Origin of the sequence: Candidatus Poriferisocius sp. (assembly GCF_965204015.1) — a bacterium.
GTDB lineage: Bacteria > Actinomycetota > Acidimicrobiia > Acidimicrobiales > Bin134 > Poriferisocius.
In genome coordinates this window covers 1,046,440-1,071,503 of sequence record NZ_OZ241965.1, presented here as the reverse complement: position 1 = coordinate 1,071,503, position 25,064 = coordinate 1,046,440, and the positions used below count along the sequence as shown (strand labels likewise).

The window sequence follows — 25,064 nt, the reverse complement described above, 5'->3', positions numbered from 1 at the left end:
CATGGCTGTCATCGATGCTGTTGATCTGGACGTGCGCCGGGTAGCGGGCGCGCTGGGTGCCGAGGTGCGGGGGCTATCGCTGGCTTCGGTATCCGATGCTGAGTTCGCCCTCATCCAAGAGCTGCTGGACGAGCACCTGGTGCTGTTTTTCCCCGACCAGCACCTCAGCCCCGACGAGCACCGGGCGTTCGCTATCCGATTCGGCGAGCCGGAGATCCACCCCTACATCCCCAAGCTGGACGACGACCATCCCGAGATCGTGGTGCTCAAGGGGGAGTCGGGCTATGTGGCCGACGTGTGGCACACCGACTGCACGTTCGAGGACTCTCCGCCCATCTGCTCGGTGCTCAACGCCATGGTCATGCCCCCCGCGGGCGGTGACACCATGTGGTCGAACATGTACAAGGCCTATGAGACCCTGGCCGAGCCCATGAAGCAGATGATCAACGGGCTCACCGCCATCCACACCGCGGCCAACTACGGCCAGCCCGACCACAAGGCCGAGCACCCGGTGGTGCGCCGCCACCCCCGCACTGGTCGACCGTCGCTGTACGTGAACAAGCAGTTCACCCGGCGTATCCCCCAACTCAGCCGGGACGAGTCGGAGTCGCTGCTGGACCTGCTCACCGCCCACGCCTGTAAGACCGACTTCACCTGTCGCTACAGCTGGAGCGAGGGAACCATCGGCATCTGGGACAACCGGGCCACCCAGCACTTCGCGGTGAACGACTTCGACGGTGCCCGGGCCATCAGCCGGGTCACCATCCTGGGCGACAACCCCGAACCGGCCTTCGACACCTCCCAGTGGGCCCCCTACCAATACGAGCGAGTCTCCGCCGCCGCCTACGGCCTCGACCGCGACTAGCTATAGCACTGCGTTCGTTCTTCTCGTCGGGCGACCTGCTGCCAGCCTACGCTGCATGGCCGATGGGGGGTGAGCCTCGATGAGCGAGAAGGTCAACCATGTGGGGCTGGCGGTGGCCGACTTGGACTCCGAAGTTGATTTCTGGACTGGAGCGCTGGACTTCGAGCGAGTGGGGGCGCTGGATGCCGACGACGCGTCGACCGGCCAGCTCTTGCGGATGGAGAAGCCCGGGTTGCGGGCGGTGTATCTGCGCAAGGGCGACTTTGTGCTTGAGCTCTTGCAATTCCGCGGCGCCGGTCTGGTGGATCGACCGGCCCGGGTGGTGAACGAGCCCGGTCTCACCCACCTCTCGCTGAACGTCGCCAACATGGATGCCGCGCTGGAGCGAGTGAGAGCTCACGGTGGGGAGGTGCTGGAAGACACCCGCCTATGGGACGTAGCGGTGATGATTCGCACCCCGGCCGGACAGCTGGTGGAACTGCTGGTGGGCTTCGAGACCCCGACCACCGACCTGGGAGAATGACCCGGTGATAGGAAACCCCAGAACCTATTGGGAGGCGATCGAGGCCCGGGCCGCCGCCACCCCCGACTCCCCGCTCACCATCGAGCACGACGGCACGGTGATGACCTTCGCCGGGTTCCGGGATTCCGCAGAAAGGGCCGCCGCGGGGCTGGCTGCCCTGGGTATCACCGCCGACACCAGGGTGTCGTGGCAGCTTCCCAACGGGCGGGCGTCGCTCATCTTGTCGGCCGCGTTGGCTCGGTTGGGGGCCGTCCAGAACCCGATCATCCCGATCTACCGGGAGCGGGAGGTGGGCTTTGTGGTCCGCCAAACCGGGGCCCGGCTCCTGGTGGTGCCGTCGGTGTGGCGAGGCTTCGACTACCAGGCCATGGCCAACACCGTGGTGGCCAACACCGAGGACTGCGACGTGCTGGTGTGTGACGGCGACCTTCCCCAGGGCGATCCCAACACCCTTGCCCCATTCGAGGCCCCCCTCGATGAGAGCGGACGGCTCCCGGTGCGGTGGATCTACTACACGTCGGGCACCACCGCCGACCCCAAAGGGGCCAAGCACGGCGACGACTCGGTGATCGCTGCCGCCCGCCATGTGTGGGAGAACCTGGAGCTGCGGGCCGACGACGTGTGGCCCCTGGCCTTTCCCTACACCCATATCGGCGGTATCAGCCTGCTCATCGCCACCTTGGTGTGCGGCACTCCTATGTTGATGGTGGAGAGCTTCAACCCCGAAGCCGACACCCGCTTTTTCCGGGAGCACGGCCTGACTCTGGCCGGCTCGGGCACCCCGTTCTTCATCGCCTTTCTGGCCGAGCAGCGCAAGACCCCCGACCAGCCCATCTTCCCCGAGATGCGGGCGGCCATCGGCGGGGGCGCCCCCAAGCCGGCTGGACTACACATGGAGGTCAAGAACGAGATGGGAGGGGTGGGGATCATTTCCAGCTACGGGCTCACCGAATGCCCCATCGTCACCTACTGCTTCCTCGATGATCCCGACGACAAGCTGGCCAGCACCGAGGGTCGGATCTTGGACGACACCGACTGGAAGCTGATCGACGGAGAGCTGCTGCTCAAGGGCCCGACGCTGTGCCGGGGCTATCTGGACGAGGCCTTGAACGAGGCCGCCTTCGACGACGACGGGTTCTTCTTCACCGGCGACCTGGCTGAAGTTGACGACGAGGGGTTCGTGACCATCGTCGGACGAAAGAAGGATGTGATCATCCGCAAGGGAGAGAACATCTCGGCCAAAGAGGTGGAAGACGTGCTGTTCTCCCATCCCAGTGTGGCCGATGTGGCCGTCATCGGCCTGCCCGATGCGGTGTCGGGGGAGCGGTGCTGCGCGGTGGTGGCGCCCATGGCCGGTCGGTCATTCGGCTTCGGCGAGATGGTCGAGCACTGCAAGGAAGTCGGGCTGATGAACCAGAAGATCCCCGAGCAACTCGAGATCGTCGACGAACTGCCCCGCAACCCGGTGGGCAAGGTGCTCAAGAAGGAACTCCGGGAAACCTACGGAGGGTAACTGCCATGTCAACTATTCAGCCCAACATCTTGTTGATCGTGTCCGACGAGGAGCGCCGGAACCCATGGCTGGACGGGGTGGTCGATATGCCCGCTCACGACCGGCTGCGCCGCGACGGCCTGGACTTCAACCGTTACTACACCCACTCGTCGCCGTGTTCGCCTTCTCGGGCCAGCCTGTATACCGGCAGCTACCTGGCCGAGCACGGCGTGGTGGACAACGTGAGCTTCCCGGCCCACACGGCGCTCGACCCGGCCATTCCCACCGTGGGACGGCTGATGCGAGAGGTGGGCTACGAATCGGCCTACCTGGGCAAATACCACCTCACCCACGAGCCGATGCCCGACATGGAGGCCTTCGGCTACAGCGGCTGGCAGGGTGACGACCGCCACTATGTCGGCGGGCCGTGGACCGGGCGGCACTTCGACCCGGTGATCGCCGACCAAGCGGTGGACTGGCTGCAAACCCACGGTGCCGATCCATCAGCCGGCCCGTGGTTCCTCACCGTGGCGCTGGTGAACCCCCACGACATCATGTGGTATCCCCTCGACCATCCGACATACCAAGAGGCCCATCCCGACTTGGTACCCCTGTTCAACTTCCTCCACGAGCACATGCTGGGCGGCAAGGTCGATCTTGAACCCCTAGAAGAGATCTACCCCCGCTACTTCACCCAACTGCCCGACAACTTCGACGACGACCTCCATACCAAGCCCGAGGTCCAGCGGGCCTGGCGCCATGTCCGCAATCGCGAGCACATGGTGGGCCACATGGCCCTCGACGATGTCGACTCCTGGCTTCGCCAACTCGACTACTACGCCTGGCTGCACGAGCTGCTCGACCACAGCATCACCTCGATCCTGGGAGCCCTCGACGACATCGGGGCTTACGACGACACTGTGGTCATCTACACCTCCGACCACGGCGACGCCTGCGGATCGCACGGGCTGCGGGCCAAGCTGCCCTGCGTGTACGAGGAGGTCATGGGGGTGCCACTCATCGTCAAGGCCCCTGGACTCACCCCGCAGGGTGCGTCCACCGATGCGCTGGCCACCCACGTGGACCTGGCCTCCACCATCGCCGCGCTCGGCGGGGTGGACGTCGACAGTTCGCCCACCCTGTCGGGCAAAGACCTCACGCCATCGCTGGCCGATCCGTCGACATCGGTGCGCGACTATGTGCTGTTCAGCCAGGACAGCGCCCAGTCGGAGCTGCTGCGCCACAGCCGCTATGCGGTGCGGGGCTTCTTCGACGGCGAGACCAAATACGCCCGGTACTACGGCGTGGGCGGCGGCATCGACCGCACCGGCAACCCCGCCCCCGAGCCAAAGCTGTTCGACACCGACGCCGACTTCGACGACCACGATCACGAGTGGTATTCCCTGGCTGAAGACCCTCACGAGCTGGTCAACCTGGCCAACGACCGCTCTCGGCGGTCTGAGCTGCGGGATTTGTTCGGCCGTCTATTGGAGTACGAGGCTGCTGAACTAGGCAGCTAGCTCTATTCGGGGCGGCACCCGTGTAGGGTGGCCGTCTGACGGTTGCCAGATCTTTTATTCCCAAGCCGGTTTTTCGGGGCTGGTCTCACGCGCTGGCCGCGGTGGCCGCCACGGTTCTCTGTCCCATTGTCGTCGCCTTGGGTCCGGGCGGCGCCGACCGGGCGGTTGTAGCGGTTTATGCCATCGCCGTGGTCTTCATCTTCGGAGTGAGCGCGGCCTACCACGCAGGCACCTGGACCCCAAGGGTGAAAGAGACATTTCGCCGCCTGGACCACTCGATGATCTTCGTGTTCATCGCGGCCAGCTACACCCCGGTGGGCTTCTTTGCGCTTGGAACCGGTTCAGCAACCCTTGTCCTGAGCGTGGTGTGGTCGGGCGCCGCCCTCGGCGTCTTCGGTAGGTTGATATGGCTCCACGCTCCCCGTTGGGTGTTGGTCGCCCCCTACCCGATCGTCGGGTGGGCCGCGCTGCTGGTCATTGGCGACATCTGGCGCAACATGGGCGTAGCCGGGTCAACGCTGCTGTTCATCGGCGGAGGCCTGTACACCCTGGGCGCCCTCATCTATGCCTTCCGCCGTCCTGATCCATGGCCGCGCTGGTTCGGCTACCACGAGATCTTCCATCTGTTGGTCATCGCCGCGGTGGCCGTTCACTACGTGGCCATCACCTTCTTCGCCCTTCCGTTGGCCTGAGCGATCAGAGCGGCGCGTAGGCTGCCCGCTGTTCCCTAGCGCTCCCTCATCCCCTTCTGATCGGCTCTTGCCCGATCTAGTAAGAAATCCGCCCCTGATGTCGCCAGAGTTGAAATTGCAGGCTTTTCCCCAGAACCTGGGTCCTGAGACGCTCGACGACATTGCCGACACCTATGAAGGACTGTGGGAGGCCATCCAGGCAGCTCACGGGACAGGCACTTGCACGAGAAAGTTCGTCCGGGTCGAGGTTGACCGACTGCGAGAGCTGGCTGTGCGGGTCGATTCACGGCTCACTGCCGACGCCATTCGGGCTGAGGCCGACGTGTTCGACCGAAAGGCTCGCCGGGCGGCCCGCTCCTTGAACTCGGCCGCCGCCCGCTACATCCGAACGCAGTGCCGTCGGCGCTTCGCCACCGCAGTGACCATCGCCAACTACCGCCGCGTCGGTTAGCGGTCGACTATTCGCGCTTCCAGCCGCCGGTCTGGATGCGGTTCCAGAACTCGGCGTCGCGCTCATCGGCCGGGCGGCCCACATGGGTCACCACGTCCACGTCGGGGGACTCGGCCCTCAGCGCGGCCGCGGTGCACTTCTCCGGCGGGCGGTGGGCGAAGGGGTCGAATCGGTAGTGGCGCATGGCGTTTTGGTGGGTGATCTTGGCCACCACGTCTTCGGGCAATTCGCCCATCAGCTTGGCCACGTATTCGGGAGCCTGGGGCCAGGTGCCGTCGGAGTGGGGGTAGTCCGACTCCCAGCAGAGGTTGTCCACGTTGAACTCATCGAGCAGCTTCACCCCGATGCGGTCGTTGATGAAGCAGCACAGGATGTGGTTGCGGAACACGCCGGTGGGGCTGCCGTCGATGCCGAACTCGTGCTTGGTCCAGCCCGAGTGGCGGTCTTGCACGTGCTCGGCCCGCCACAGGAAGTAGGGGATCCAGCCGATGTCGCCTTCGGTGAGCGAGAACTTGAGGTCGGGGAAGCGGTCCCAGAACTCGGCCCACACCAGCTCCACCAGCGTGGAGATGGTGAGCGCCGACGACAGCGTCATGGGCACGCTGGGGGGAGCGTCGGCCGAAGCGCCCACCGAGCGAGACGATGAACCCAGGTGGCAGCACAGCACGGTGCCCAAGTCGCTGCACGCCGCGAACAGCGGGTCCCATGCCCCGGAGTGGATCGAAGGCATGCCCAGCATCGCCGGGTTCTCCGAGAAGGTCACCGCGTGGCATCCCTTGCTGGCCAGGCGCTTCACCTCGGCCACTGCCCGGTCGACGTCGAACAGGGGCAGGATTCCGCAGGGGATGAACCGGTCCGGGTAGGCCCCCACCCACTCGTCGATATGCCAGTCGTTGTAGGCCTTGATCATGATGTCGTTGAGGTCTGGGTCGGGACCCTCGTTGAGCACCTGGCCGGAGAATCCAGTCCAGTTGGGGAAGTTCAGCCCGGCCAACTGGCCGCCAGCGTTCATGTCCCGCACCCGCTCGTGTACGTCGTAGCAGCCGGGTCGCATCTCGTCGTAGCGGCTGGCGTCGATGTTGTAGTGCTCCCGGGGCTTGCCGGCCACCGCGTTCAACCCCAGATTCCGGCCCGGCAGCTTGCCGTAGTACCACTGCTCCCGTCCGTTCTCGTCGGTGACCACCTTGGGGGCGTGCTCCTTGTACTTGTCGGGCACGTGGCCCTCGAACATGTCCGCCGGTTCGGCGATGTGGTCGTCAACGCTGATCAGAATGAGGTCGTCGGGGTTCACGGTGTTCCTCTGTGGTGATTTGGGGGGTGTCTAGGGTTCAACGGTAATAGAGACGGCTTTGGCAATGCCTGCTTGGACGAGGGTCTGCACGGCATCTGCGGCCTGTTCCAGTGGGAAATGGTGAGTGTGGAGGCGCTCTACCGGCAGCGTCCCCGACTCGATGAGACGCACCGCCTGCCGGTAGCTGTGGAAGTCAACCGTGCGCACCCCGATGACGGTTTGGTAGCGCATGGCCACGGCGTCGGACGGGAAGCCGTCCACTCCGTGGCCTTTGAGGCCGGCGAGCACGATGGTGCCTCCGAGGCGGGCCATGGACACCGCATCCACCACCGGCTGGGTGGCGTGCGGGGTGGTGTCCACCACAATGTCGGTGCCCCTGCCGTTGGTTTCGGCCAGCACTCGCTCTACTGCGTCTTCCGTCTCCACATCGATGGTCACATCGGCCCCGAACTCGGCAGCCAGGGCCAATTTGTGGGCGTCTTGTGATCCCAATCCGGTGACGAAGATGGCCGACGCCCCCGCGGCCGCCGCCGCAATCACGCAGGCCAAACCCCTCTGACCGGGGCCGAGCACAGTGACGGTGTCGCCGTAGCGCAGGTTGGGGGCCGACACCGCCCAAGCGAAGCCCGCCCCCAGAGGGTTGTAAAGCGCGGCAATGCGAGGCGGAATTGAACTGTCGATCTTGTGGGGAACTGATCCTGGAGCCAGATACATCATCTCGGCGTAACCGCCCCACAGGGCGGGAGTCCGGCCAGTGGGGGTAAAGCCGTGGTTACCGGGCGCCACCCGGCACATCTGCTGGTCAAGGCAGGCCAGACAGCGACCACACCCGTAAGCAGCTTCGGCCACCACCCGGTCGCCCTGTTTCAACCCCCAGCGAGCCGCGTACCGCTCGCCGATCTCCTCGATCACCCCGACCGGCTCATGCCCGGGAATCACCGGATAGTTCATCAGCGAACTGCCCGAAAAAGTCTCAACGTCAGTACCGCAAATCCCACACGCCTCAATCCGCAGCAGAGCGTCGTCGTCGCCCACCCGGGGCCGCCCAAATTCCTGCATCTCCAACCGCTCCGGCCCCACCTGCACCATCGCCCGCACCGCATCGCTCATGGCGATGATCGTACGATGCCCCTATGACGCTGACCATAGATGAAGTGCTGACCACCACTCGGGCGGTGCGGAAGCGGTTGGACTTGGAGCGGCCGGTAGAGCGGTCGGTGATCGAGGAGTGCCTGGATCTGGCGTTGCAGGCGCCGACGGGCTCGAACCAGCAGCGGTGGCACTGGATCGTGCTCGACGATCCAGATGTGATCGGGCAGGCGTCGGAGATCTACCGGGCCGCCATGGCCCAGTACTCAGCCGACATCGCCGCCGGGCTAGAGCACTACGAGCGCCAGACCGTACGAGCCGAGCAGATGTCAGAGTCGGTGGCCTACCTGCGCGACAACATGCACCGCCTTCCCGCGATGCTGATCCCGGTGCTGGCTGACCGGTTCGGCGTATTGCGCAGCGACCAGGCCAAGACCTTCCATCACGCCAGCCAGTGGGGTTCGATCATCCCCTCGGTCTGGAGCTTCATGCTGGCGCTGCGCAGCCGGGGCATGGGCAGCGCTTGGACCACCATCCACCTGCACCGCGAGCAGGAAATGGCCGATCTCCTCGGCATCCCCTACGACACCCACATCCAAGCCGGCCTCTTCCCCGTTGCCTACACCATCGGCACCGATTTCCGCCCCGCCCTCCGCCACCCCGCAGCAGAAGTAACCGCCTACAACCACTGGAACCCCGCCTGGGACTAGCCAGCGGGGTGTTGAGGCTGGTGACGCTTGGTACCAATGGAACCGATTGATGCTTCTGTGCGTCTATACATTGGGAGGAGCAGATCGGTAGGTCTATGGAGAGTCTGATACGCCACGACCCGAGTCGTGTGCTGGAGCGCCGATCCTCGTGTGCGGGGGTAACTCTGGGCGCCCTTGGCATCTTTGCCGCAGGTCTCGTTGGATGTGGCAGTTCGCCCAACGAGGTAACCCAGTTCCCTTCGCTCACCGTTGAAGCTGGCACGGTTCAAACGACAATTGAGGCGAAGCCAACGCCGACTGTCCCCGCCCCAAAGACCTCAGTGGATGCGACATCAACGCCGACGGCTCTTCCACCTCCGACCCCGGATCCGACCGCGGTGGTTCCTCCACCTCCACCTCCGACCCCGGATCCGACCGCGGTGGTTCCTCCACCTCCACCTCCGACCCCGGATCCGACCGCTTCTGGTTTCGTTCTTGAACACCCAGAAATTCCCTCGCAAATCGAAGCTCGTATTTTGGCAAACGAATATTGGGCAATAAATGTGCTTCCCAGCCATCAAGTCTCAGATCAAGAGCCTTTCGTCAACAAAATCAGTTGTGACAAGCCTGCTTCGATCGCTTATTTGCAGGATCTCATAACTCAGACAACCTCAAGCGAGGAAAGCGAATTGGACGGAGCGACTCTTGATTCAATCGGTAGACATGCATGGTTTGTTCCTTGGAAAGCTGGATTCCTCCAAGTTGGCTATCCGAAAGTCATCGACCCATGTGAAGTAGAAATACAAAGTGGTATTGGAGCGTGGACGGTATGGTGGTTTCCTTCTATGCATGGAGTGCCGTACTTACTTGAAAGACGGTCACCCGATGGTATTGATTGGACAACACCAGAGCGCCTTTCCCTGCCAGTCGATGCTCCACCACTCGCAATCTACGGAGGTGAGGCGTTTTCCCCTCCACTTGTTTTGACTACTAATGGAGATATTCTTCTTGTTGGGATCCAGCAGGAAGGGAGCGCACTTGTATCAATCACAAGGGACTTGGTCGAATGGGAAACGTCAGAGGTTCCATTTCATAGGCCAGAACGTCTACATCCTCGATTAGAAGTATCCGCGGACCTCGAAAACATTGCATTGGGGCCAAATGGATGGATTGTTGGGGTTACTGTTACTGCGCTTATCAATATGTGGATCTTAGTACCGGATGATATTTTCCAGGAAGCGGTGCGTATAGGCAGTCCGCTTGAATCACAAGAGGGTATGTTTATTACGTGGTATTTGGAAGATGGCGGGAGCAATACCCGCCTCGTGCCTTGGGAGGAACTAGGTATAGATGGCGATATATTCCAACAATACGGAAGTGACCTCTACAGCAACAAGCCTTATTTGCAGAGTCCAAACTTTTCCGGATGGGTATGGCCACATATCTGGGGTACAGATGTTCCGAATGTGAATACAGAGAATTGGATCGAGTTGCCATATATCTCCCGCAAGATTTGCTGTGAAATTATAGGTACTGGAGATGGGTATATTGCATTGACCATTCCATATATGGCAGGGTATTCGCCGCTATGGAGTGGCTATCAGAGGATGTTTTTCTCTCGCAATGGCTACGAGTGGGAAGAGATTGAAACGCCAGAGGAAACCCGATCACGTGAGGATTCCGAAGAAACACCAATATTCCTCTGGTCATTGCGGAAGATTGGGGAGTTGATTTTTGTATCTGGGGTGGATGAGCAGGTTATGGAAGATGGCAGTGTCAACCGTTGGTGGGTTATTGACCCCGACGGAACAAATTGGAGGAGGCTGGAATCCACTCAATATGCGTACATGGATGAGTGGCTAGATGGTTGGGCACGTGTTGTAGCCAACGGCGATGTCGCGATCATTCAACATCATGATGGAACTTTCGAACGCCACCAGTTGCCTACACCATGAACACCGCCGTCCGCCCCGCCCCTCAAGTAATCCCCTACAACCGCTGGAACCCTGACTGGGGTAGGCGGATGTTGTGCTTCAGATTGGGAGGTCGCGGATTCGAATGCGAGTCGGGCTGAGGGACACGATCGACCCTTTGGCTAGGGCTTCCTCAATCGCTGGAAGGTTCTCGACGAGCAGCGCGGTATGAACATCCGGGGGTTGGTCGGCCACTCCCCGCAGGTGGACGACTGAAGGGCTGTTAGCACGACGGATTGAGAGAAGCGCTCCAAAGTCAGAGTCAGCCGTAATGAGGGTGCTGTCGTGCTCGGCCGCCCATTTGAGAATCGTCTCGTCAGATGCAGTCAACATGTCCAACTGGCTGACGTGCTGAGCTTCGTGTCCAGCGACGCGGAGGGCTTGTGCTACTTGCGGGGAAAGGTTGGCATCGATGAGGATTCTCACGCCGGGTGGGCGGCTGGGAGTTCCCGTTCGTTCACGCGGGCAGCGCCAAATTCGAGTGCTGCTGTGATGTCCTCTGGCTCAAGATAGGGATAGTCGGCCAGTACTTCATCACGAGTTCTTCCAGCGGCTAGCTGTCCAAGCACCATGGCAACTGTTACCCGGAGGTCTCTGATGCAGGGCAAACCACCCATGCGTTCAGGATTGACGGTAATCCTGTCCAGTTGCATACACACAAGCTACCTCTCCCGATCGGTCCTGTGGCCGGAATTTTAGAAACCTGTGATGGTTTCGGGGGCCCAGGATGACTCCCTTGTTGGGGAGCTCCTTTGGCGATATGTGGATTCAGGCTTCGATAGGGGTGAGTGCGAAGTCGAGCCTGTATCCGAGTCCGGCAAAGTACCGGGCGAGAGTGCTGAGTTTGGCATCGGCTAGGCCGCGGGCTTCGAGTTGGGCGACCGAAGACTTGGTGACTCCCATTGCTTGCGCCACGTCCTTTTGCCTGACGCCAGCGGCGACTCGGAGTTCCTTGAGGCAGGCATCCAGGGCAAGCAGTTCAGAGGTTCTGGCCTCGATTTGGGATCGTTCGGTGGGAGTGAGATCGAACCCGTCGAGTACGTCTTCGACTGTCTCGAAATCAGCGGAACGTTTCGAGTCGGCAATCGTCATTGGACACCTCCAGCAATTTGTAGTTTATCTAGAAATAAACCAGAGGCAAGTGGTCATGCAACAGCCGAAGGTGTCCGACCCGAGGCCGACGGTCGGGGCTAGCGCCAGGTGATTTGGGTGGGGAGGTCGCTGTAGGCGAGGTTGGCGGGGAGGGGTGGGTATTGGAAGCCGTCGACGGGGGTGAGGGCGGCGACGCGGTCGAGGAGGGTCTCAATGGCGGTGACTCCTTCGAGGCGGGCCAGGCTGGCGCCGGGGCAGACGTGGGCGCCAGCGCCGAAGGCCACGTGGTTCAAGGGGTCGGGGCGGTCGAGGCGGAAGTCTTCGGGGTCTTCGTATTGAGTGTCGTCGCGGTTGGCTGAGGCTAATCCCACCTCCACCCAATCGCCTTGCTTCATGTCTACTCCGCCCAAGGAGGTGTCCTTCAGGCATCGCCGGGCCACTCGGGGGGCCGGGGAGTCATGGCGGAGCGACTCCTCCACGAACACCGGGATCAGCTCCCGGTCGGCCTCCAGGGCGGCCCAGGTGTCGGGCTCCACGATGAGCCGGTGCATGGAGTGGGCCAGCAGCCCTCGGGTGGTGTGCACCCCGCCCAGCACCATGGTCTGAAGCTGATGGGCGATCACGGTGTCGCTGAGCGACTCGCCCTCGATCTCCGCGTCAAGGAACACCTTGTAGGTGTGGGAGCTGGGCTCGTCGGCCAGGCGCTGTTGGGCCACCAGGTCCTTCAGATAGCCGGTGATGGGCGGGCCATCGGGGGCGTACTGCGGGCATACCGCCCGGAACATGACCGAGCCGTCCGATGACCACACCTTCAGCTTGTCGGCGCCGCCCTCGGGCAGGCCGATGATGTGGGCGATCACCTCGCAGGGTATGGGCACGGCGTAGTTGGCGTGCAGGTCTGAGACTTCTTCATCCACCAGCGCGTCCAGCAGCGCCTCGCAGGTCTCCCGCACGAACGGCTGGATCCTCATGGTGCGGTGCGGTCCCAGTGCCGAGTTGTACAGCCGGCGGATCTGCCCGTGGACCGGCTCGTCGATCTCGGGGAGGAACAGCTGCTCCTCGGGCACTTCCTCCACGCCGGTGAGCCCGGTGCCCGGCGTCATGTCGGAGCCGTAAGTGTCCACCGCGTACAACAACTCATCGGCCTCCTGACGGCGGGTCAGGTAATAGCCCAGCGGCGTCTTGGCCACCGGTCCTTGCTGGCGGAGCTCGGCCAGCAGGTCGAAGGGCAGACCAGTTACGAAGTAGTCGGGGTTGTGGGGGTCGAAAGCGGGCAGGGTGTCGGTCATGGCTTCGTCTTCCCTACTCCTCGAACGACTCCCGCCACGGCCCGGCCAGGTGTCCACCGTCGATCACGAACTGAGCGCCGGTGATGTAGCTGGCCTCGTCGCTGGCCAAGAACAGGGCCAGCGAGGCGATCTCGTCCGGTTCGCCCATGCGCTTGATGGGCTGCATGTCCATCAAGCGGTTGAGCCGGGCCAGGGTCTCGGGCGGGGCCTCCTGCACCATCGGGCTGTTGATCACGCCGGGGTGGATGGAGTTGACCCGTACTCCCAGGGGTCCCAACTCGATGGCCGCGGAGCGGGTCATGCCGGTGACCGCGAACTTGGTGCCGGCATAGCTGGTCATGCCCAGCACGCCCACGATGCCGTCGATAGAGGAGATGTTCACGATGGCCCCGTTGCCGGTGGCTACCAGGGCAGCCTTGGCCGCCCGCATCCCCAGGTACACGCCGTGGAGGTTGATGTCGGTCATCTCGTGATGGGTCTTGAGGTCAAGGCCCTCCAAGGTGCCGAACGCCCCGATCCCGGCATTGTTCACCAGAATGTCCAGCTTGCCGAACCGCTCCACGGTGGCGGCCACCGCCGCGTCCCAGTCGTCCTCCCGGGTCACGTCGAGTTGCTGATAGAAGGTGTCGGGTCCCAGCTCGGCGGCCAGCTGCTCGCCCAGCACGTCGCGCAGGTCGGTGATGGCCACCTTGGCCCCCTCGGCCACGAACCGTCGGGCCTCCGCCTCGCCCTGTCCCCGGGCGCTGCCGGTAATAAGCGCCACCTTTCCTTCCAGTCTTCCGGTCATTCGCATTGCCCCCTGTTGATCTCGGTGGTCGCTTGATGAGCTCTGACTGAGATTCAGTCCGCGGGCAAAGAAGCTACCTCGAAGGCGTCTTCGTCGATGGCGGCCGTTTGGTCTTTGAAGGTGGTCATGTTGTGGGGCCACTGGGTGACGATGCGGCCACTGGGGCTGCGGTAGTAGCCGTTGCAGCTGGCGTTCCACGGCCGGATTTCGGAGATGCCCTCCTGCACCCACTCGTTGTAGCGGTCCATGGGCTCGGACTTGACGTCCACCCAGGCCAGGCGCTCGGCGGCCAGGCGCTGGATGTGGGCCAGGGCGTAGTCCACCTGGTACTCGATCATGGTGATGATCGAGCCGTTGTTGGTGTTGGGGCCGTACAGCATGAACAGGTTGGGGAACCCGGCAGTAGTGATGCCCATGTAGGCGGTAGCGCCGTCGTTCCAAGCGTCTTCGATGTCCAGGCCTCCCCGGCCGGTCACCTCGATGGCCGAGAGGTACTTGGTGGTGGAAAAGCCGGTGGCCAGCACCATGGTGTCCATCACCCGCTCGTTGCCGTCCACGGTGAGAACGCCCTTGGGGGTGATGCGCTCGATGGCGTCGGTCACCAGTTCCACGTTCGAGCGGTTGTAGGTGGTGAAGTACTCGTTGTGGAACAGCGGGCGCTTGCAGCCCCACATGTGGGTGGGGGTGAGCTTGGCCCGCAGCTCGGGATCGGTCACCGCCTCGAGGGCTCGGCGGCCGATGTCCTCCATCTCGGCCTGCCTCACGGGGTCTTTGAAGGCCATGCCGGTGTCCACCTGCTCGAACAGCTCGTCGCGGCGGGCCACCACGATGCTGGGATCGGCCTGGCGGGCCGCCATCTCCTCGGCGGTGTAGGGGTCGTCCTCTTTGGGCAGCACCCAGTTGGCGGTGCGCTGGAACACGTGGAGCTGGCCCACCTCGAGGGCGATCTCGGGGACGAGCTGCACCGCGCTGGCTGCCGAGCCGATCACGCCGACGGTCTCACCGCTGAGGTCGTGATCCCAGTCCCACCGGGCCGAGTGAATGGTCTTGCCCTCGAAGTCGCCCAAGCCCTCAATGTCGGGCAAGGGCACGTCGTTGAACATGCCCAGTGCGCTGATCACCACATCGGCGGTCACCTCGGCGCCCGACTCGGTGGTGAGCGTCCAGGTGGCGGTGTCGTCGTCCCAACGGGCCGAGGTCACGGCGTCGTTGAAGCGGCAGTGGGGGAGCACCCCGTACTTGTCGGCGCAGTGCTCCATGTAGCTCAGGATCTCAGGCTGGCGGGCGTAGGGCCGGGTCCATGTGGTGTTCACCTCGAAGGAGAACGAGTAGAGCTCCGACTGGATGTCGCAAGCGCAGCCGGGATAGCGGTTGTGGTACCACGTGCCCCCCACGCCGCTGCCCTTCTCCAGCACCGTGAAGTTCTCGAAGCCCGACTGGCGAAGCCGGATGGCGGCGCACAAACCGCCCGGCCCGGCGCCGATGATAGCGATTCGCAGGTCTCGCTCCCCGTTGCCGCTGGTTGCCTCTGCTTGCTGCGTGCTCATGTCTACCTCTCTGAGTGGCTCGGAAAAAGCTACCCCTATAGACGCTGTCGGTAGAAAACGTAGAGACCCTTTGGCTCTGGAATGCACTATGGCAATAACAACAGTGTGTTTGCTGCTCGGAATGCTGGAGTTTAGAGTTCATGGCGTGGAATGCGGGACAGTCCACGTATGACGCGCATCGAAACCGAAGTAGAGGCCAACGCGACGCCGCTGAGCCTGCTCGACGAGCTCGTCTTGACGCTCTTGAATGAGGAGAGCGGTTACTTTCGCCAAATACCCGGTTGGACGCTGAACTGCGCGGTCGTGGGCGCTGCGCTCGCCGAACTGTCCTTCCTCTATCGCGTCGACACCGACATGGACTCCTTGATCCTTCTGGACACGAAGAAGACGGGAGACCCCTGCCTCGACCCCGTCTTGGCCGAGATCGCGATGGAGCCAGGTCAATACAACGCCCGGTACTGGATCGAGCGGCTAGCACCCAAAGCGGAGTCGATCGTCGATATGACCTTGGATCGCCTGGTCGACCTGAGGATTCTGCAACACCACGAGGGTGATTTCTGGTCGTTGGCCCACGGGGCCTGGATGTCGGGGTTCCACACCAGTTCCGAGGTGGGTACTGCCGTGGAGTTCGTCAAGACCCGCATCAGCAAGGCGATCTACCATAACGAGATCCCAGGTCCGAGAGATGTGGTCATCGTCTGCCTCATCGACACCTGCGATGTCTTGCGCTACATCTTCGAGCTCAATGAGGAGGCAGAGGAGCGGGTCGAGCAGATCCGCAAGATGGACCTGATCGGTCGCTCCATCGCCGACGCCGTCAGCGAGAACATCGCCGTGTCGTTGTTCCAACGAACCTCCCTGACCAGGGCGATTCCGCGGCTCAAGCTGCGCAAGGTGATGCGCAGCAAGCATCTTCGCCGCGGCAACGTGCCCGCGCTCATGGCGGAACTCCACGAGGAGTACGGCCCGGTGTTTGAGCTTAGGGCGCCCTTCCAGGAGCGCATGATCATTCTGGCAGGGCCCGAGACAAATCACTGGGTACACCGGCATGGCCGCATGCAACTGCGAGCCAGAGACTATCTGGAGGACTTTGAGAAGGTCTACGGCGGGGTTGGGCTGTTGCCGGCCCTCGACGGTGCCGATCACTTCCGGTATCGGAAGTCCATTCAGCCGGGCTATGCCCGCGGGAGGCTGGAAGCTCAGCTCGACATGGTCTTCTCCAAGGCTCGGGAGAACCTGGCGACTTGGAACGTGGGAGAAGCGGGCATTGCGGTAACCATGTGCCGGAATTTGGTCAACTCGGAGTTGTCGCCGCTGACCATAGGCATTGACTCGCAAGACATTGCCGACGACATGCACAAGTTCAAGGAGCGGGCGCTCAAGACGCACCTCGCCAAGACCCTCCCCAAGTTCATGCTGCGCACCCCCTCTATGAGGCGCCGGGCGAAGCTCATCGACGAGGTGGTTGAACGGGTCCTGCGCGTCCACACGCCCGCCCAGCGTGCGGGATGTCCTCGGGATCTCGCCGATGAGCTGCTGAACATGCACGCCAGCGATCGGCAGTTCCTTCCGCAGTCAAACCTGCGATTCGTGCTATCGGCACCTTTGATTGCCAGCATGTACGTGGGCGACCAACTCTCCTTCATCGTCTACGCCATGCTGTCGCAGCCGGAGTTCCACGAGAAGATCCGCGAGGAGGCCGATGCCCTGTTCGCCGACGGCGATCCCGACCGCGAGACGCTCACCGGTCCAGCGATCGACATCACCCGCCGCTTCATCATGGAATGTCTGCGCATGTACCCCATCGTCCCGATGTCGGTTCGCAACGTGATGAATCAGTGCGTGGTCGAGGGATACGAACTGCCCGAGGGGGCGCGGATCATCATCGCCCAGACGGCCACGCACTATATGAGCGATCACTTTCCTGATCCCTTCACGTTCGACATCGACCGTTACGATGCGCCGCGCAAGGAGCACATTGGCTCTGCATACGCCCCTTACGGGCTGGGCACGCACACATGCCTCGGCATCCGGTGGACGGAACTTCAGCTGGCGATCAACCTGCTGATGATGGTGCATTACTACGAGCTGGAGATCGCCCCCAAGAGGTACCGACTCAAGATCAGCCCGTTCCCGTCGATGTCGCCGAACAAGAAGCTGAAGATCCGCGTCGTGGAGCAGCGGCGCGAGCTGCCCGTCTGACGTTACTCCTTAGGTGCCAAAGAGCTCGCAATTGCCGAGTTTGGCTGATCCTCTCGAGCACAAAGGAGGCGGTAATGAGCCGTTTCAGTGGGTTTGTGAGACAGCCCGCATGGTTGTTGTGGATAACGCGAATGATTAGAGTTCTTGGGGTGGGACACGGAAAGTCGGTCTGTTGACACGCGTCGAAACCGAGGTAGACGCCAGCGCTACACCACTGAGCCTCCTCGACGAACTCGTTTTGACGCTCCTGAATGAGGAGAGCGGCTACTTTCGCCAAGTTCCCGGGTGGACTCTGAACTGCGCCGTCGTCGGCGCCGCGCTTGCCGAGCTGTCCTTCCTCTATCGCATCGATACCGACATGGATTCCCTGATCCTTCTGGACACGAAGGTGACGGGCGATCCCTGTCTCGACCCCATCCTCGGCGAAATCGCGTCCGAGCCGGGACAGTACAACGCCCAGTATTGGATCGAGCGGCTCGCGCCCAAAGCGGAGTCGATCGTCGATATGACCTTGGATCGCCTGGTAAACCTGGGGATCCTCCAGCACCACGAGGGCGATTTCTGGTCGTTGGCCCGAGGAGCCTGGATGTCGGGGTTCCACACCAGTTCCGAGGTGGGTACTGCCGTCGAGTTTGTCAAGACCCGAATCAGCAAGGCGCTTTTCAACAACGAGATTCCGAGTCCAAGAGACGTGGTCATCGTCTGCCTCATCGACACCTGTGACGTGCTTCGCTACATCTTCGAACTTGATGAGGAGTCGGAGCAGCGTGTCGAGCAGATCCTGAAGATGGACCTGATCGGCCGCTCCATCGCCGATGCGGTCAGCGAGAACATCGCCGGCCCGCTGTTGCGGCGATCCGCCCTGACCAAGCCGATTCCCGTTGTCAAGCTGCGAAAGGTGTTGCGCAACAAGCATGTGCGTAGCGGGAACGTGCCGGCGCTGTTCGCGGAGCTTCACGAAGAGTACGGACCGGTGTTCGAGGTTCGCCTGCCCTTCCAGGATCGCACTATTGTTCTCGGCGGCCCGGAGACGAATCACTGGGTTCACCGCCACGGCCGCATGTACCTGAGGGCCAGGGACTATTTCCAGGATTTTGAGAGGGTCTACGGCGGCATAGGACTGCTGCCCGGCCTCGACGGGGCTGACCACTTTCGCTATCGAAAGTCCATCCAGCCTGCATATTCCCGCACCAGGCTAGAAGAGTCACTCGATGTGGTTTACTCATACGCGCGACGGCACATGGCGACGTGGACTGTCGGGGAAACCCTGCCTGCGGTCACGATGTGCCGGAATTTTGTCAACGCCCAGACGTCGCCGCTGCTGGCCAGCATTGAGTCGCAGGACCTCATCGAAGATCTGCAAAAGTTCAAAGAGCGGGCGCTCCAGACCCATGTCGCCAAGTCTCTCCCCAAGTTCATGCTGAAGACACCAGGCATGAGGCGTCGGGGGAAGCTGGTCGACGAGGTGGTGGACAGGGTCCAGAAAGTCCACACCCCCGCCCAGCGGGCTGGATGCCCACGAGAATATGTCGACGATCTGATGAGCATGCATGCCAGCGACAAGCAGTTCGTACCGGAGTCGAATCTGCGGTTCCTGCTTTCCACGCCGCTGCTGGCCAGCATGTACGTGGGCGACGAGCTGAGCTTCATCGTCTACGCCATGTTGACAAGACCGGAGTTCCACGAGCAGATCCAGGCCGAGGCCGATGCCCTGTTCGCCGACGGCGACCCCGACCTTGAGGCGCTCGTCGGGCCGGGGACCGACATCACCCGCCGCTTCATCATGGAGTGCTTGCGCATGTGGCCGACCATCTCAATGTCGGTTCGCAACGTGATGAATGCGTGCGTGGTCGAGGGATACGAACTCGAGGTGGAGGCGCGGGTCTTGATCGCCACCACGGCAACCCACTACATGGACGATGTCTTTCCCGATCCCTTCACCTTCGACATCGACCGCTATAAGGCGCCGCGCAACGAACACCTTGGCTCAACGTATGTCCCCTACGGCCTGGGCACCCACACGTGTATGGGCTCCAGGATGGCAGAACTTCAGATGGCAATCGACCTGCTGTTGATGGTGTACTACTTCGACCTCGAAATCGCACCGAAGAACTACAAGCTCAAGATCGCCCCGTTCGCGTCGATGTCCCCGAACAAGAAGCTGAAGTTCCACATTGCCGGACAGCGGCAAGAGCTGTCCCCCCCCCTCCTAGCGCTTCGCCTTACGGAAGCGCCACCCGTACATGAGGCTCCCGTAGAAGTTGAAGGAGCGCCTCGCCCCGGGATCGTCGAAGGGATAGTCGGCGCCGAGCTGCCTTGACGCGGCGAGACCGGTAATAAAGCAGGTCTCCTGGCTGTTGATCAGCGTGTGGGCGCCGCAGTGCCAGGTGCGCCGCTTGCCCTGGACGAAGCGGAACAAGTTGACCAGCCAGGCGACGTGGCGCACATCGTGGACGATGTGTTGGAACCACCACTTCTTGATGATCTTCTCCTCGTCGATGGGACTGATCGCGTTATAGGTCACCAGACAGGGCTTGTCCGACCGGTTCGCCCACGGCTGCTGGTTGTGCATGATGTAGGTGATCTCGTAGTTGTCCGGTCTCGCGCCGTACTGCTCGATGTGGTTGCTGCGCGTGGTCAGCGGCTTCACCTCGTTGTCGGGGAGCACTGAGGAGTCGTAGTGGACGACGGCGTGGTTGTGGAGCTCGCTCTCGTAGCGGATCGACGACAGCAGATAGCGCTCGAGGGCGGTGGGCTTGTCGAGCATCATGAACGTCTGGTTCGCGTTGCACGCGAAAATCACCTCGTCGAATTCCTCTCGAACCCCTTCGGCGTCTACCACCACGACACCGGTCTTCGACCGGTACACCTTTTGCACCGGCCGGCTCAGGTAGATCTTGTCTTGGAAGTCGGCCGACAGGTGCTGGTAGATGCGCTGCGTTCCCTGGTCCCACGTCTGCATGGGCGTCGCCGACTCGATGTCGAAGAACTCCAGATATCTGGCGAACAGGGAGGCCGGCATATCGAACACGTTCGTGGCCATGAGGAAGTTGACGAACATCGGCTTGAGGACTTTGTACCTGAAGTCGCCGGAGAACCCGCCCAGATTCAAAAGCGTGCCCATGCTCACGTAGTTGTACGGATTCAGAAGGCTCAACGCCTTCGACTGGGTATGGGTGAGCCATCCGAAGCGGTGCAGGCGGCGCAGGAGGCGTTGGAACTTGGCAATCTCAGGTTGCAGCTGCTGTCTGATGTCGGAATCGAAATCGTGGGCGTAGATCTGCCCGCCGTACTTCACGCTGTAGTTGAACTTCGTGTCGAGTAGCTCGATGTCGAACTGCTTCATCAGCAGCAGGATGTGGTCGTACACCGACGGGATGCAGGCGGTGACCGACATGTCGAAGGGAATCGAGCTGCCGTCTTCTTGGGGCATCTGGGCGGTGATGGCGTTGCCGCCGAGCTGTTCCTGTGCCTCGTACAGTCGAAAGTCGAAGCGGTCCGGCTGATGGTGCAGCCCCCACGCCGCGCCGAGTCCCGCAATGCCGCCGCCGACGATGGCGATCTTGCGCGGTGATGCGGGTGAGTTCTTGGTTGCCACGGTCTGCTTCCCCTGTCCGTTGTGCGCTGCCGGCTATCTGGCAACCTTCTCTTCGTTTTCTACCACTGTCAGTGGACCCGGATAGAACTGCTTGCAGTAGGCGCGGAATTTCATGATCTCACCATCGGCGCGGGACAGGCGCGGGTGAGATCGGTACTGTTTGCCGCTCCAAATCGGCACATCTTGTCGCACGTCTTGCTTCTCGAAATGGATCACGAACTTGTTCATGACAGAGGCGCGCAGTCTCTGCGGGAGAAAGCCCAGACCGGCAATCCGGCGGTTTGCACCGCGAATCGGTCTGGCTTGCGACACCAGAGTCAGGTTGATGTGAGTGCCGTCGACAGGCGTCGCCAGTATCCAGAGGCGCGTGTCGAAGCCGATGTTGTGCAGCCGCACCTCCACGAATGAGTAGCCGAGGCCGTAGATCAGGGCGTTGGCGGTGACGTCAAACCGAAGGCGCCCCACCTTGGCGATCCTCCGAGTGGTGGTGAAATCGAAGCAGCTCCGAAGGAAGGCTCCGTCCACCTCCAACGGGTCGGCCCTGCTCACGCTGTCGTAGCCGTGGACGTGGCTCAGATGGGCCAGATCCACCGAATTTTCTGTGGTCTCCTGAGGATGGCCGGGAAAGCAAGTCGTCCAGACACGGAAGTTGCTCCAGTGAGTTTGGTCCGGCGCCTCCGCGGGCAGGTGCCATTGCGGTGGCCGTCCTCCGAAACCCCACCAGGCGAAGATCAACCCGGCGATGTCCCGGGTTTCGAATACCCGCAGCCGCGCCGCCTTCGGCGGAGGGCCGAGAGGATTGGCGACGCACTGGCCGGTGGTGTCGTACTCGAAACCGTGGAACGGGCAGACGAGTTGGCCATCGCGTACACACCCCCCGGCGTCGGGCCCCAGATCGGCGCCCAAGTGCGGGCAATAGGCCTCGGCGACGCAGACCCCCCCGCTGTTGTCGCTCCAAACAACGATGTCCTCGCCCATCCAGGTCTTCTTGATGAGCTTGGCCTTCTCGAGGGACTGGCGGCTGGTGACGAAGTACCAGCCCTCGGGAAAAGGAGAAAGTAGCGGGTCGCTTGCGGTTGCCGTCATATCGCTCGGGAAACGCTACCCTCATGGCCGCTGTCGATAGAAAACGGAGAGAAGCATGGGGCGTTTGGACAACAAGGTTGCGCTGGTCTCGGGTGGTGCTCGGGGTATGGGCCAATCCCATTGCCGGCTGTTCGCCGCGGAGGGGGCCAAAGTGATGGTGGCCGACGTCCTCGATGACGAGGGTGCCGCAGTGGCCGCCGACATCGGGCCGAATGCGGTGTTCCAGCACCTTGACGTGACCCGCGAGGAGGACTGGGCCGCGGCCATAGATGCGGTGATGGAGAACCTCGGGCGCCTCGACATTCTGGTGAACAACGCCGGGATCGCTGAGTCGGCCCCGTTGGCTGATCTGACTCTGGAGAGCTACCGGCGGGTCACCGAGGTGAACCAGACCGGCGTGTTCCTGGGTATGCGGGCTGCGGTGAGGCCGATGACCGAGTCGGGCGGCGGGTCGATCATCAACATCTCGTCCATTGACGGGATGGTCGGCATGAACAACCTCACCTCCTATATTGCCAGCAAGTGGGCAGTTCGGGGCATGACCAAGACCGCGGCCATGGAGCTGGCCCATTTGGGTATCAGGGTGAACTCCATCCACCCCGGATTCATCCGCACCCATATGGGATCGAGCGATGCAAAGACCCCCGAAGAAGTCCACGAGCACCTAGAGGTGTACTCAGCCCGGATGGCCCCTATGGGTCGGGCCGGGGGCCCGGAGGAGATTTCCCGTCTGGCCCTGTTCTTGGCCTCCGACGAAAGCTCGTATTCCACCGGGTCGGAGTTCATTTCCGACGGGGGCTTCACCGCCGGCTACCCCAACCCGGGAGTGAACCCGGTTTAGGACCGCTAAAACCGCACGGGGAGGTCAGGAAACCTCGAACTGGATGGCGGCCCGGTCGGTGATCGCCGGTCGGATGATGTCGAAGACGATTCGCTGGTGCTCAGGGTGGTCGCGGTAGGTCAAGTAGGCCTCTTGGTCGGCGAAGTCCCCGACGACGACGAAGTCGAAGTTGCCCTCGGCCAGCCCCACATCCGGTCCGATGGCGTAAGCCTCGGTCACCCCGGTGGCCTCAGGCATGGTGGCGATGGCGTCGTGCACCGCTTGGCGCTGAGCCTCGTCGGCGTCGTCTCGGAACTTGAACATCACAACGTGGCGGATCATGTCTTCTCCTTTTGCCTATTGCAGGCCTGCGTAGAGGCCGCCATCCACCGGGAGGGCGGCGCCGGTGATGAACCGGGCGTGCTCAGAGCACAAGAAGGCGGCGACCCGGCCGAAGTCCGATGGGTCGCCTACCGAGTGGGAGGCGGCACTCGATTCCAGGTCGTCCATCCGATCGCCGAACAGCTGCCGGAGCCGGTCGGTGGTGTGGTAGCCGGGCTGGAGGGAGTTGACAGTCACCCCGTCGGCGGCCACCTGGTTGGCCATGGTCTTGAGGTAGCCGGTGACTCCGGCTCTGGCGGTGTTGGACAAGATGAGCATGTTCAGCGGCTGGCGTACCGACACCGAGGTGATGGCCAGCACCCGGCCCCAGCCCTGGGCTTGCATAGCGGGCACCGCCGCCTTGGTCATGGCCACCACCGAAATGAGGTTCAACTCGAGGGCCGCTGCGTAGAGGCTGGTGTCGGTGTCGGCCCAGTTGCCGCCCGGCGGCCCACCGGCGTTGGTGACCAGGATGTCGATGCCGCCCAAGGCCTCGGTGGCCGCGTCCACCAATGCCGCTGCGCCAGCCGCGTCGGACACATCGCCGACGATGGGGATAGCACCAGGCACGCCGCCAGCCGCGTCATTGAGGCGATCGGAGTCGCGCCCGTTCATCACGACCTGGCACCTTTCTTCAGCCAGTGCCACTGCGGTGGCCAGCCCCAGTCCGGCTGATGAGGCAGCCACCAGCGCCCGTCGTCCGCTGATTCCTAAATCCACGGGGCGAGGTTAGTGGCCCGTCGATGAATGGGATGCGCCATGCACTTCTATAGCAGCGGGATCGAATCGGGATATGAGTAGTCTGCTGCCATGAATTGGGAGCTCTCCGCTGATTTCTCCGACCGTTACGGCCCGTGGGCGCTCATCGCCGGAGGGTCGGAGGGCACCGGAGAGGCCTTTGCCCGGCGCCTCGCCCGCGAGGGGATCAACGTGGCGCTGCTCGCTCGTCGCCAAGCCCCGCTCGACAAACTGGCCGCCGATATCCAGGCCCAACACAGCGTTGAGGTTCGAACGGCCTCGGTGGATCTGGGCGACGCCGACGCGGCGGTCATCGCGGCTGAACTGACCGACGATCTCGACGTTGGGCTGGTCATCTTCAACGCCGGGGCGACAATCCGGTTTAGCTACTTCACCGACTGGACCGAAGAAGACCTGCTTGCCCTGGTGAACATGAACTGCCGGAGCACAACGCTGTTCGCCCACCGGTTTGCTCCCCGGCTGATCGAGCGGGGACGGGGCGGTTTTGTGATGGTCGGCTCTGTGGCTGGATTCGCCGGGTCCACCCATCAGTCGGTGTACAACGCCTCGAAGGCGTACGACTGGGTTTTTGCCGAAGGGCTGTGGCGAGAGCTCGGCATCTACGGGGTGGACGCCATCGCCATGGTGATCGGGGCCACCGATACCCCCTCCCACCGTCGGATGGGGGCCGACTTGAGCGCCCACAACCCGATGGAGGCTTCAGATGTAGCCGATGAAGCCCTGGCCAATCTGCACAACGGGCCGACCTATGTGGTTGGGGAGCACAACCGGGCGGCCAGTGAGTTCATTCTCACTCCCCATAACCGGGGGGCGATTGTGTCGTCGATGAGCGAATCGTCGGCTGGCATCGCGGGTGATGAAATACTGCCGATGATGCCGCGGTAGACGATTACTCGACCGGAGTCAGGCTGCCGTCTT

At 62.5% G+C, this 25,064-nt stretch carries 24 protein-coding genes; 12 read left to right on the top strand and 12 right to left on the bottom strand.

The genetic code is table 11. The features are described 5' to 3' along the window. Nucleotide 1: 1 nt before the first annotated feature. From ACOGJC_RS04900 to ACOGJC_RS04875, 6 genes are all read left to right on the top strand, one after another. Entirely contained in the window at nucleotides 2–865 is an 864-nt protein-coding gene (locus ACOGJC_RS04900) for a TauD/TfdA dioxygenase family protein (protein WP_419847390.1), read from the top strand. Between the two features lie 79 nt (nucleotides 866–944). Next, complete coding sequence (locus ACOGJC_RS04895; protein WP_419847389.1) at nucleotides 945–1,388, top strand: VOC family protein; 444 nt, start codon at nucleotides 945–947, stop codon at nucleotides 1,386–1,388. Nucleotides 1,389–1,392: 4 nt separating this feature from the next. Continuing rightward, nucleotides 1,393–2,901, top strand: coding sequence for an AMP-binding protein (locus tag ACOGJC_RS04890; protein ID WP_419847388.1), 1,509 nt, complete (start codon nucleotides 1,393–1,395; stop codon nucleotides 2,899–2,901). Between the two features lie 5 nt (nucleotides 2,902–2,906). Beyond that, nucleotides 2,907–4,400 carry a sulfatase-like hydrolase/transferase gene (locus tag ACOGJC_RS04885; RefSeq protein WP_419847387.1) on the top strand — a complete coding sequence of 498 codons (1,494 nt, stop codon included), beginning with the start codon at nucleotides 2,907–2,909 and terminating at the stop codon, nucleotides 4,398–4,400. A 35-nt stretch (nucleotides 4,401–4,435) separates the two neighbouring features. Then, the gene (gene trhA, locus ACOGJC_RS04880) at nucleotides 4,436–5,092 is read left to right on the top strand and encodes a PAQR family membrane homeostasis protein TrhA (protein ID WP_419848197.1); all 657 of its coding nucleotides are present in this window, start codon (nucleotides 4,436–4,438) and stop codon (nucleotides 5,090–5,092) included. A 97-nt stretch (nucleotides 5,093–5,189) separates the two neighbouring features. Further along, the gene (locus ACOGJC_RS04875) at nucleotides 5,190–5,543 is read left to right on the top strand and encodes a hypothetical protein (RefSeq protein WP_419847386.1); all 354 of its coding nucleotides are present in this window, start codon (nucleotides 5,190–5,192) and stop codon (nucleotides 5,541–5,543) included. Nucleotides 5,544–5,550: 7 nt separating this feature from the next. Here ACOGJC_RS04875 and ACOGJC_RS04870 read toward each other — a convergent pair whose 3' ends face one another. Continuing rightward, the gene (locus tag ACOGJC_RS04870) at nucleotides 5,551–6,834 is read right to left on the bottom strand and encodes an amidohydrolase family protein (RefSeq protein ID WP_419847385.1); all 1,284 of its coding nucleotides are present in this window, start codon (nucleotides 6,832–6,834) and stop codon (nucleotides 5,551–5,553) included. Nucleotides 6,835–6,864: 30 nt separating this feature from the next. Beyond that, nucleotides 6,865–7,944, bottom strand: coding sequence for a zinc-dependent alcohol dehydrogenase (locus ACOGJC_RS04865; RefSeq protein WP_419847384.1), 1,080 nt, complete (start codon nucleotides 7,942–7,944; stop codon nucleotides 6,865–6,867). Between the two features lie 23 nt (nucleotides 7,945–7,967). Here ACOGJC_RS04865 and ACOGJC_RS04860 point away from each other — a divergent pair, with 23 nt between their 5' ends. Together ACOGJC_RS04860 and ACOGJC_RS04855 are read left to right on the top strand one after the other, a co-directional pair. Continuing rightward, nucleotides 7,968–8,633, top strand: coding sequence for a nitroreductase family protein (locus tag ACOGJC_RS04860; RefSeq protein ID WP_419847383.1), 666 nt, complete (start codon nucleotides 7,968–7,970; stop codon nucleotides 8,631–8,633). Between the two features lie 419 nt (nucleotides 8,634–9,052). Then, entirely contained in the window at nucleotides 9,053–10,567 is a 1,515-nt protein-coding gene (locus ACOGJC_RS04855) for a hypothetical protein (RefSeq protein ID WP_419847382.1), read from the top strand. A gap of 78 nt (nucleotides 10,568–10,645) precedes the next feature. Here ACOGJC_RS04855 and ACOGJC_RS04850 read toward each other — a convergent pair whose 3' ends face one another. From ACOGJC_RS04850 to ACOGJC_RS04825, 6 genes are all read right to left on the bottom strand, one after another. Then, complete coding sequence (locus ACOGJC_RS04850) at nucleotides 10,646–11,011, bottom strand: DUF5615 family PIN-like protein (protein WP_419847381.1); 366 nt, start codon at nucleotides 11,009–11,011, stop codon at nucleotides 10,646–10,648. Continuing rightward, nucleotides 11,008–11,238, bottom strand: a complete 231-nt coding sequence (locus ACOGJC_RS04845) for a DUF433 domain-containing protein (protein ID WP_419847380.1) — start codon at nucleotides 11,236–11,238, stop codon at nucleotides 11,008–11,010. Before ACOGJC_RS04845 ends, ACOGJC_RS04850 begins: the two co-directional genes overlap by 4 nt. A gap of 115 nt (nucleotides 11,239–11,353) precedes the next feature. After that, nucleotides 11,354–11,677, bottom strand: a complete 324-nt coding sequence (locus ACOGJC_RS04840) for a helix-turn-helix domain-containing protein (protein WP_419847379.1) — start codon at nucleotides 11,675–11,677, stop codon at nucleotides 11,354–11,356. Nucleotides 11,678–11,775: 98 nt separating this feature from the next. Further along, nucleotides 11,776–12,966, bottom strand: a complete 1,191-nt coding sequence (locus ACOGJC_RS04835; RefSeq protein WP_419847378.1) for a cytochrome P450 — start codon at nucleotides 12,964–12,966, stop codon at nucleotides 11,776–11,778. Nucleotides 12,967–12,979: 13 nt separating this feature from the next. Further along, complete coding sequence (locus ACOGJC_RS04830) at nucleotides 12,980–13,753, bottom strand: SDR family NAD(P)-dependent oxidoreductase (protein ID WP_419847377.1); 774 nt, start codon at nucleotides 13,751–13,753, stop codon at nucleotides 12,980–12,982. A gap of 53 nt (nucleotides 13,754–13,806) precedes the next feature. After that, on the bottom strand, nucleotides 13,807–15,300 hold the full coding sequence (locus ACOGJC_RS04825; RefSeq protein ID WP_419847376.1) for a flavin-containing monooxygenase: 1,494 nt from the start codon (nucleotides 15,298–15,300) through the stop codon (nucleotides 13,807–13,809). A gap of 168 nt (nucleotides 15,301–15,468) precedes the next feature. Between ACOGJC_RS04825 and ACOGJC_RS04820 the strand changes: the two genes are divergently transcribed. Beyond that, entirely contained in the window at nucleotides 15,469–17,502 is a 2,034-nt protein-coding gene (locus tag ACOGJC_RS04820) for a cytochrome P450 (protein ID WP_419847375.1), read from the top strand. 172 nt (nucleotides 17,503–17,674) lie between these two features. Then, nucleotides 17,675–19,822 (top strand): cytochrome P450, encoded by a 2,148-nt coding sequence (locus ACOGJC_RS04815; RefSeq protein ID WP_419847374.1) that lies wholly within the window; start codon nucleotides 17,675–17,677, stop codon nucleotides 19,820–19,822. On the opposite strand, the gene ACOGJC_RS04810 is transcribed toward ACOGJC_RS04815, so the two are convergent. Further along, a complete protein-coding gene (locus ACOGJC_RS04810; RefSeq protein WP_419847373.1) occupies nucleotides 19,712–21,100 on the bottom strand; it encodes an FAD-dependent oxidoreductase in 1,389 nt (462 codons plus the stop codon). The genes ACOGJC_RS04815 and ACOGJC_RS04810 overlap by 111 nt on opposite strands. A gap of 33 nt (nucleotides 21,101–21,133) precedes the next feature. After that, nucleotides 21,134–22,186, bottom strand: a complete 1,053-nt coding sequence (locus ACOGJC_RS04805) for a Rieske 2Fe-2S domain-containing protein (RefSeq protein ID WP_419847372.1) — start codon at nucleotides 22,184–22,186, stop codon at nucleotides 21,134–21,136. Between the two features lie 55 nt (nucleotides 22,187–22,241). On the opposite strand from ACOGJC_RS04805, the gene ACOGJC_RS04800 reads away from it, so the two are divergent. Further along, nucleotides 22,242–23,027 (top strand): glucose 1-dehydrogenase, encoded by a 786-nt coding sequence (locus ACOGJC_RS04800; RefSeq protein ID WP_419847371.1) that lies wholly within the window; start codon nucleotides 22,242–22,244, stop codon nucleotides 23,025–23,027. 24 nt (nucleotides 23,028–23,051) lie between these two features. Here ACOGJC_RS04800 and ACOGJC_RS04795 read toward each other — a convergent pair whose 3' ends face one another. After that, entirely contained in the window at nucleotides 23,052–23,348 is a 297-nt protein-coding gene (locus ACOGJC_RS04795; RefSeq protein WP_419847370.1) for a Dabb family protein, read from the bottom strand. A gap of 15 nt (nucleotides 23,349–23,363) precedes the next feature. Beyond that, nucleotides 23,364–24,107: an SDR family oxidoreductase gene (locus ACOGJC_RS04790; protein ID WP_419847369.1), complete on the bottom strand. Its 744-nt coding sequence runs from the start codon at nucleotides 24,105–24,107 to the stop codon at nucleotides 23,364–23,366. A 90-nt stretch (nucleotides 24,108–24,197) separates the two neighbouring features. Here ACOGJC_RS04790 and ACOGJC_RS04785 point away from each other — a divergent pair, with 90 nt between their 5' ends. Next, a complete protein-coding gene (locus ACOGJC_RS04785) occupies nucleotides 24,198–25,031 on the top strand; it encodes an SDR family NAD(P)-dependent oxidoreductase (RefSeq protein WP_419847368.1) in 834 nt (277 codons plus the stop codon). Nucleotides 25,032–25,064: the final 33 nt, after the last annotated feature.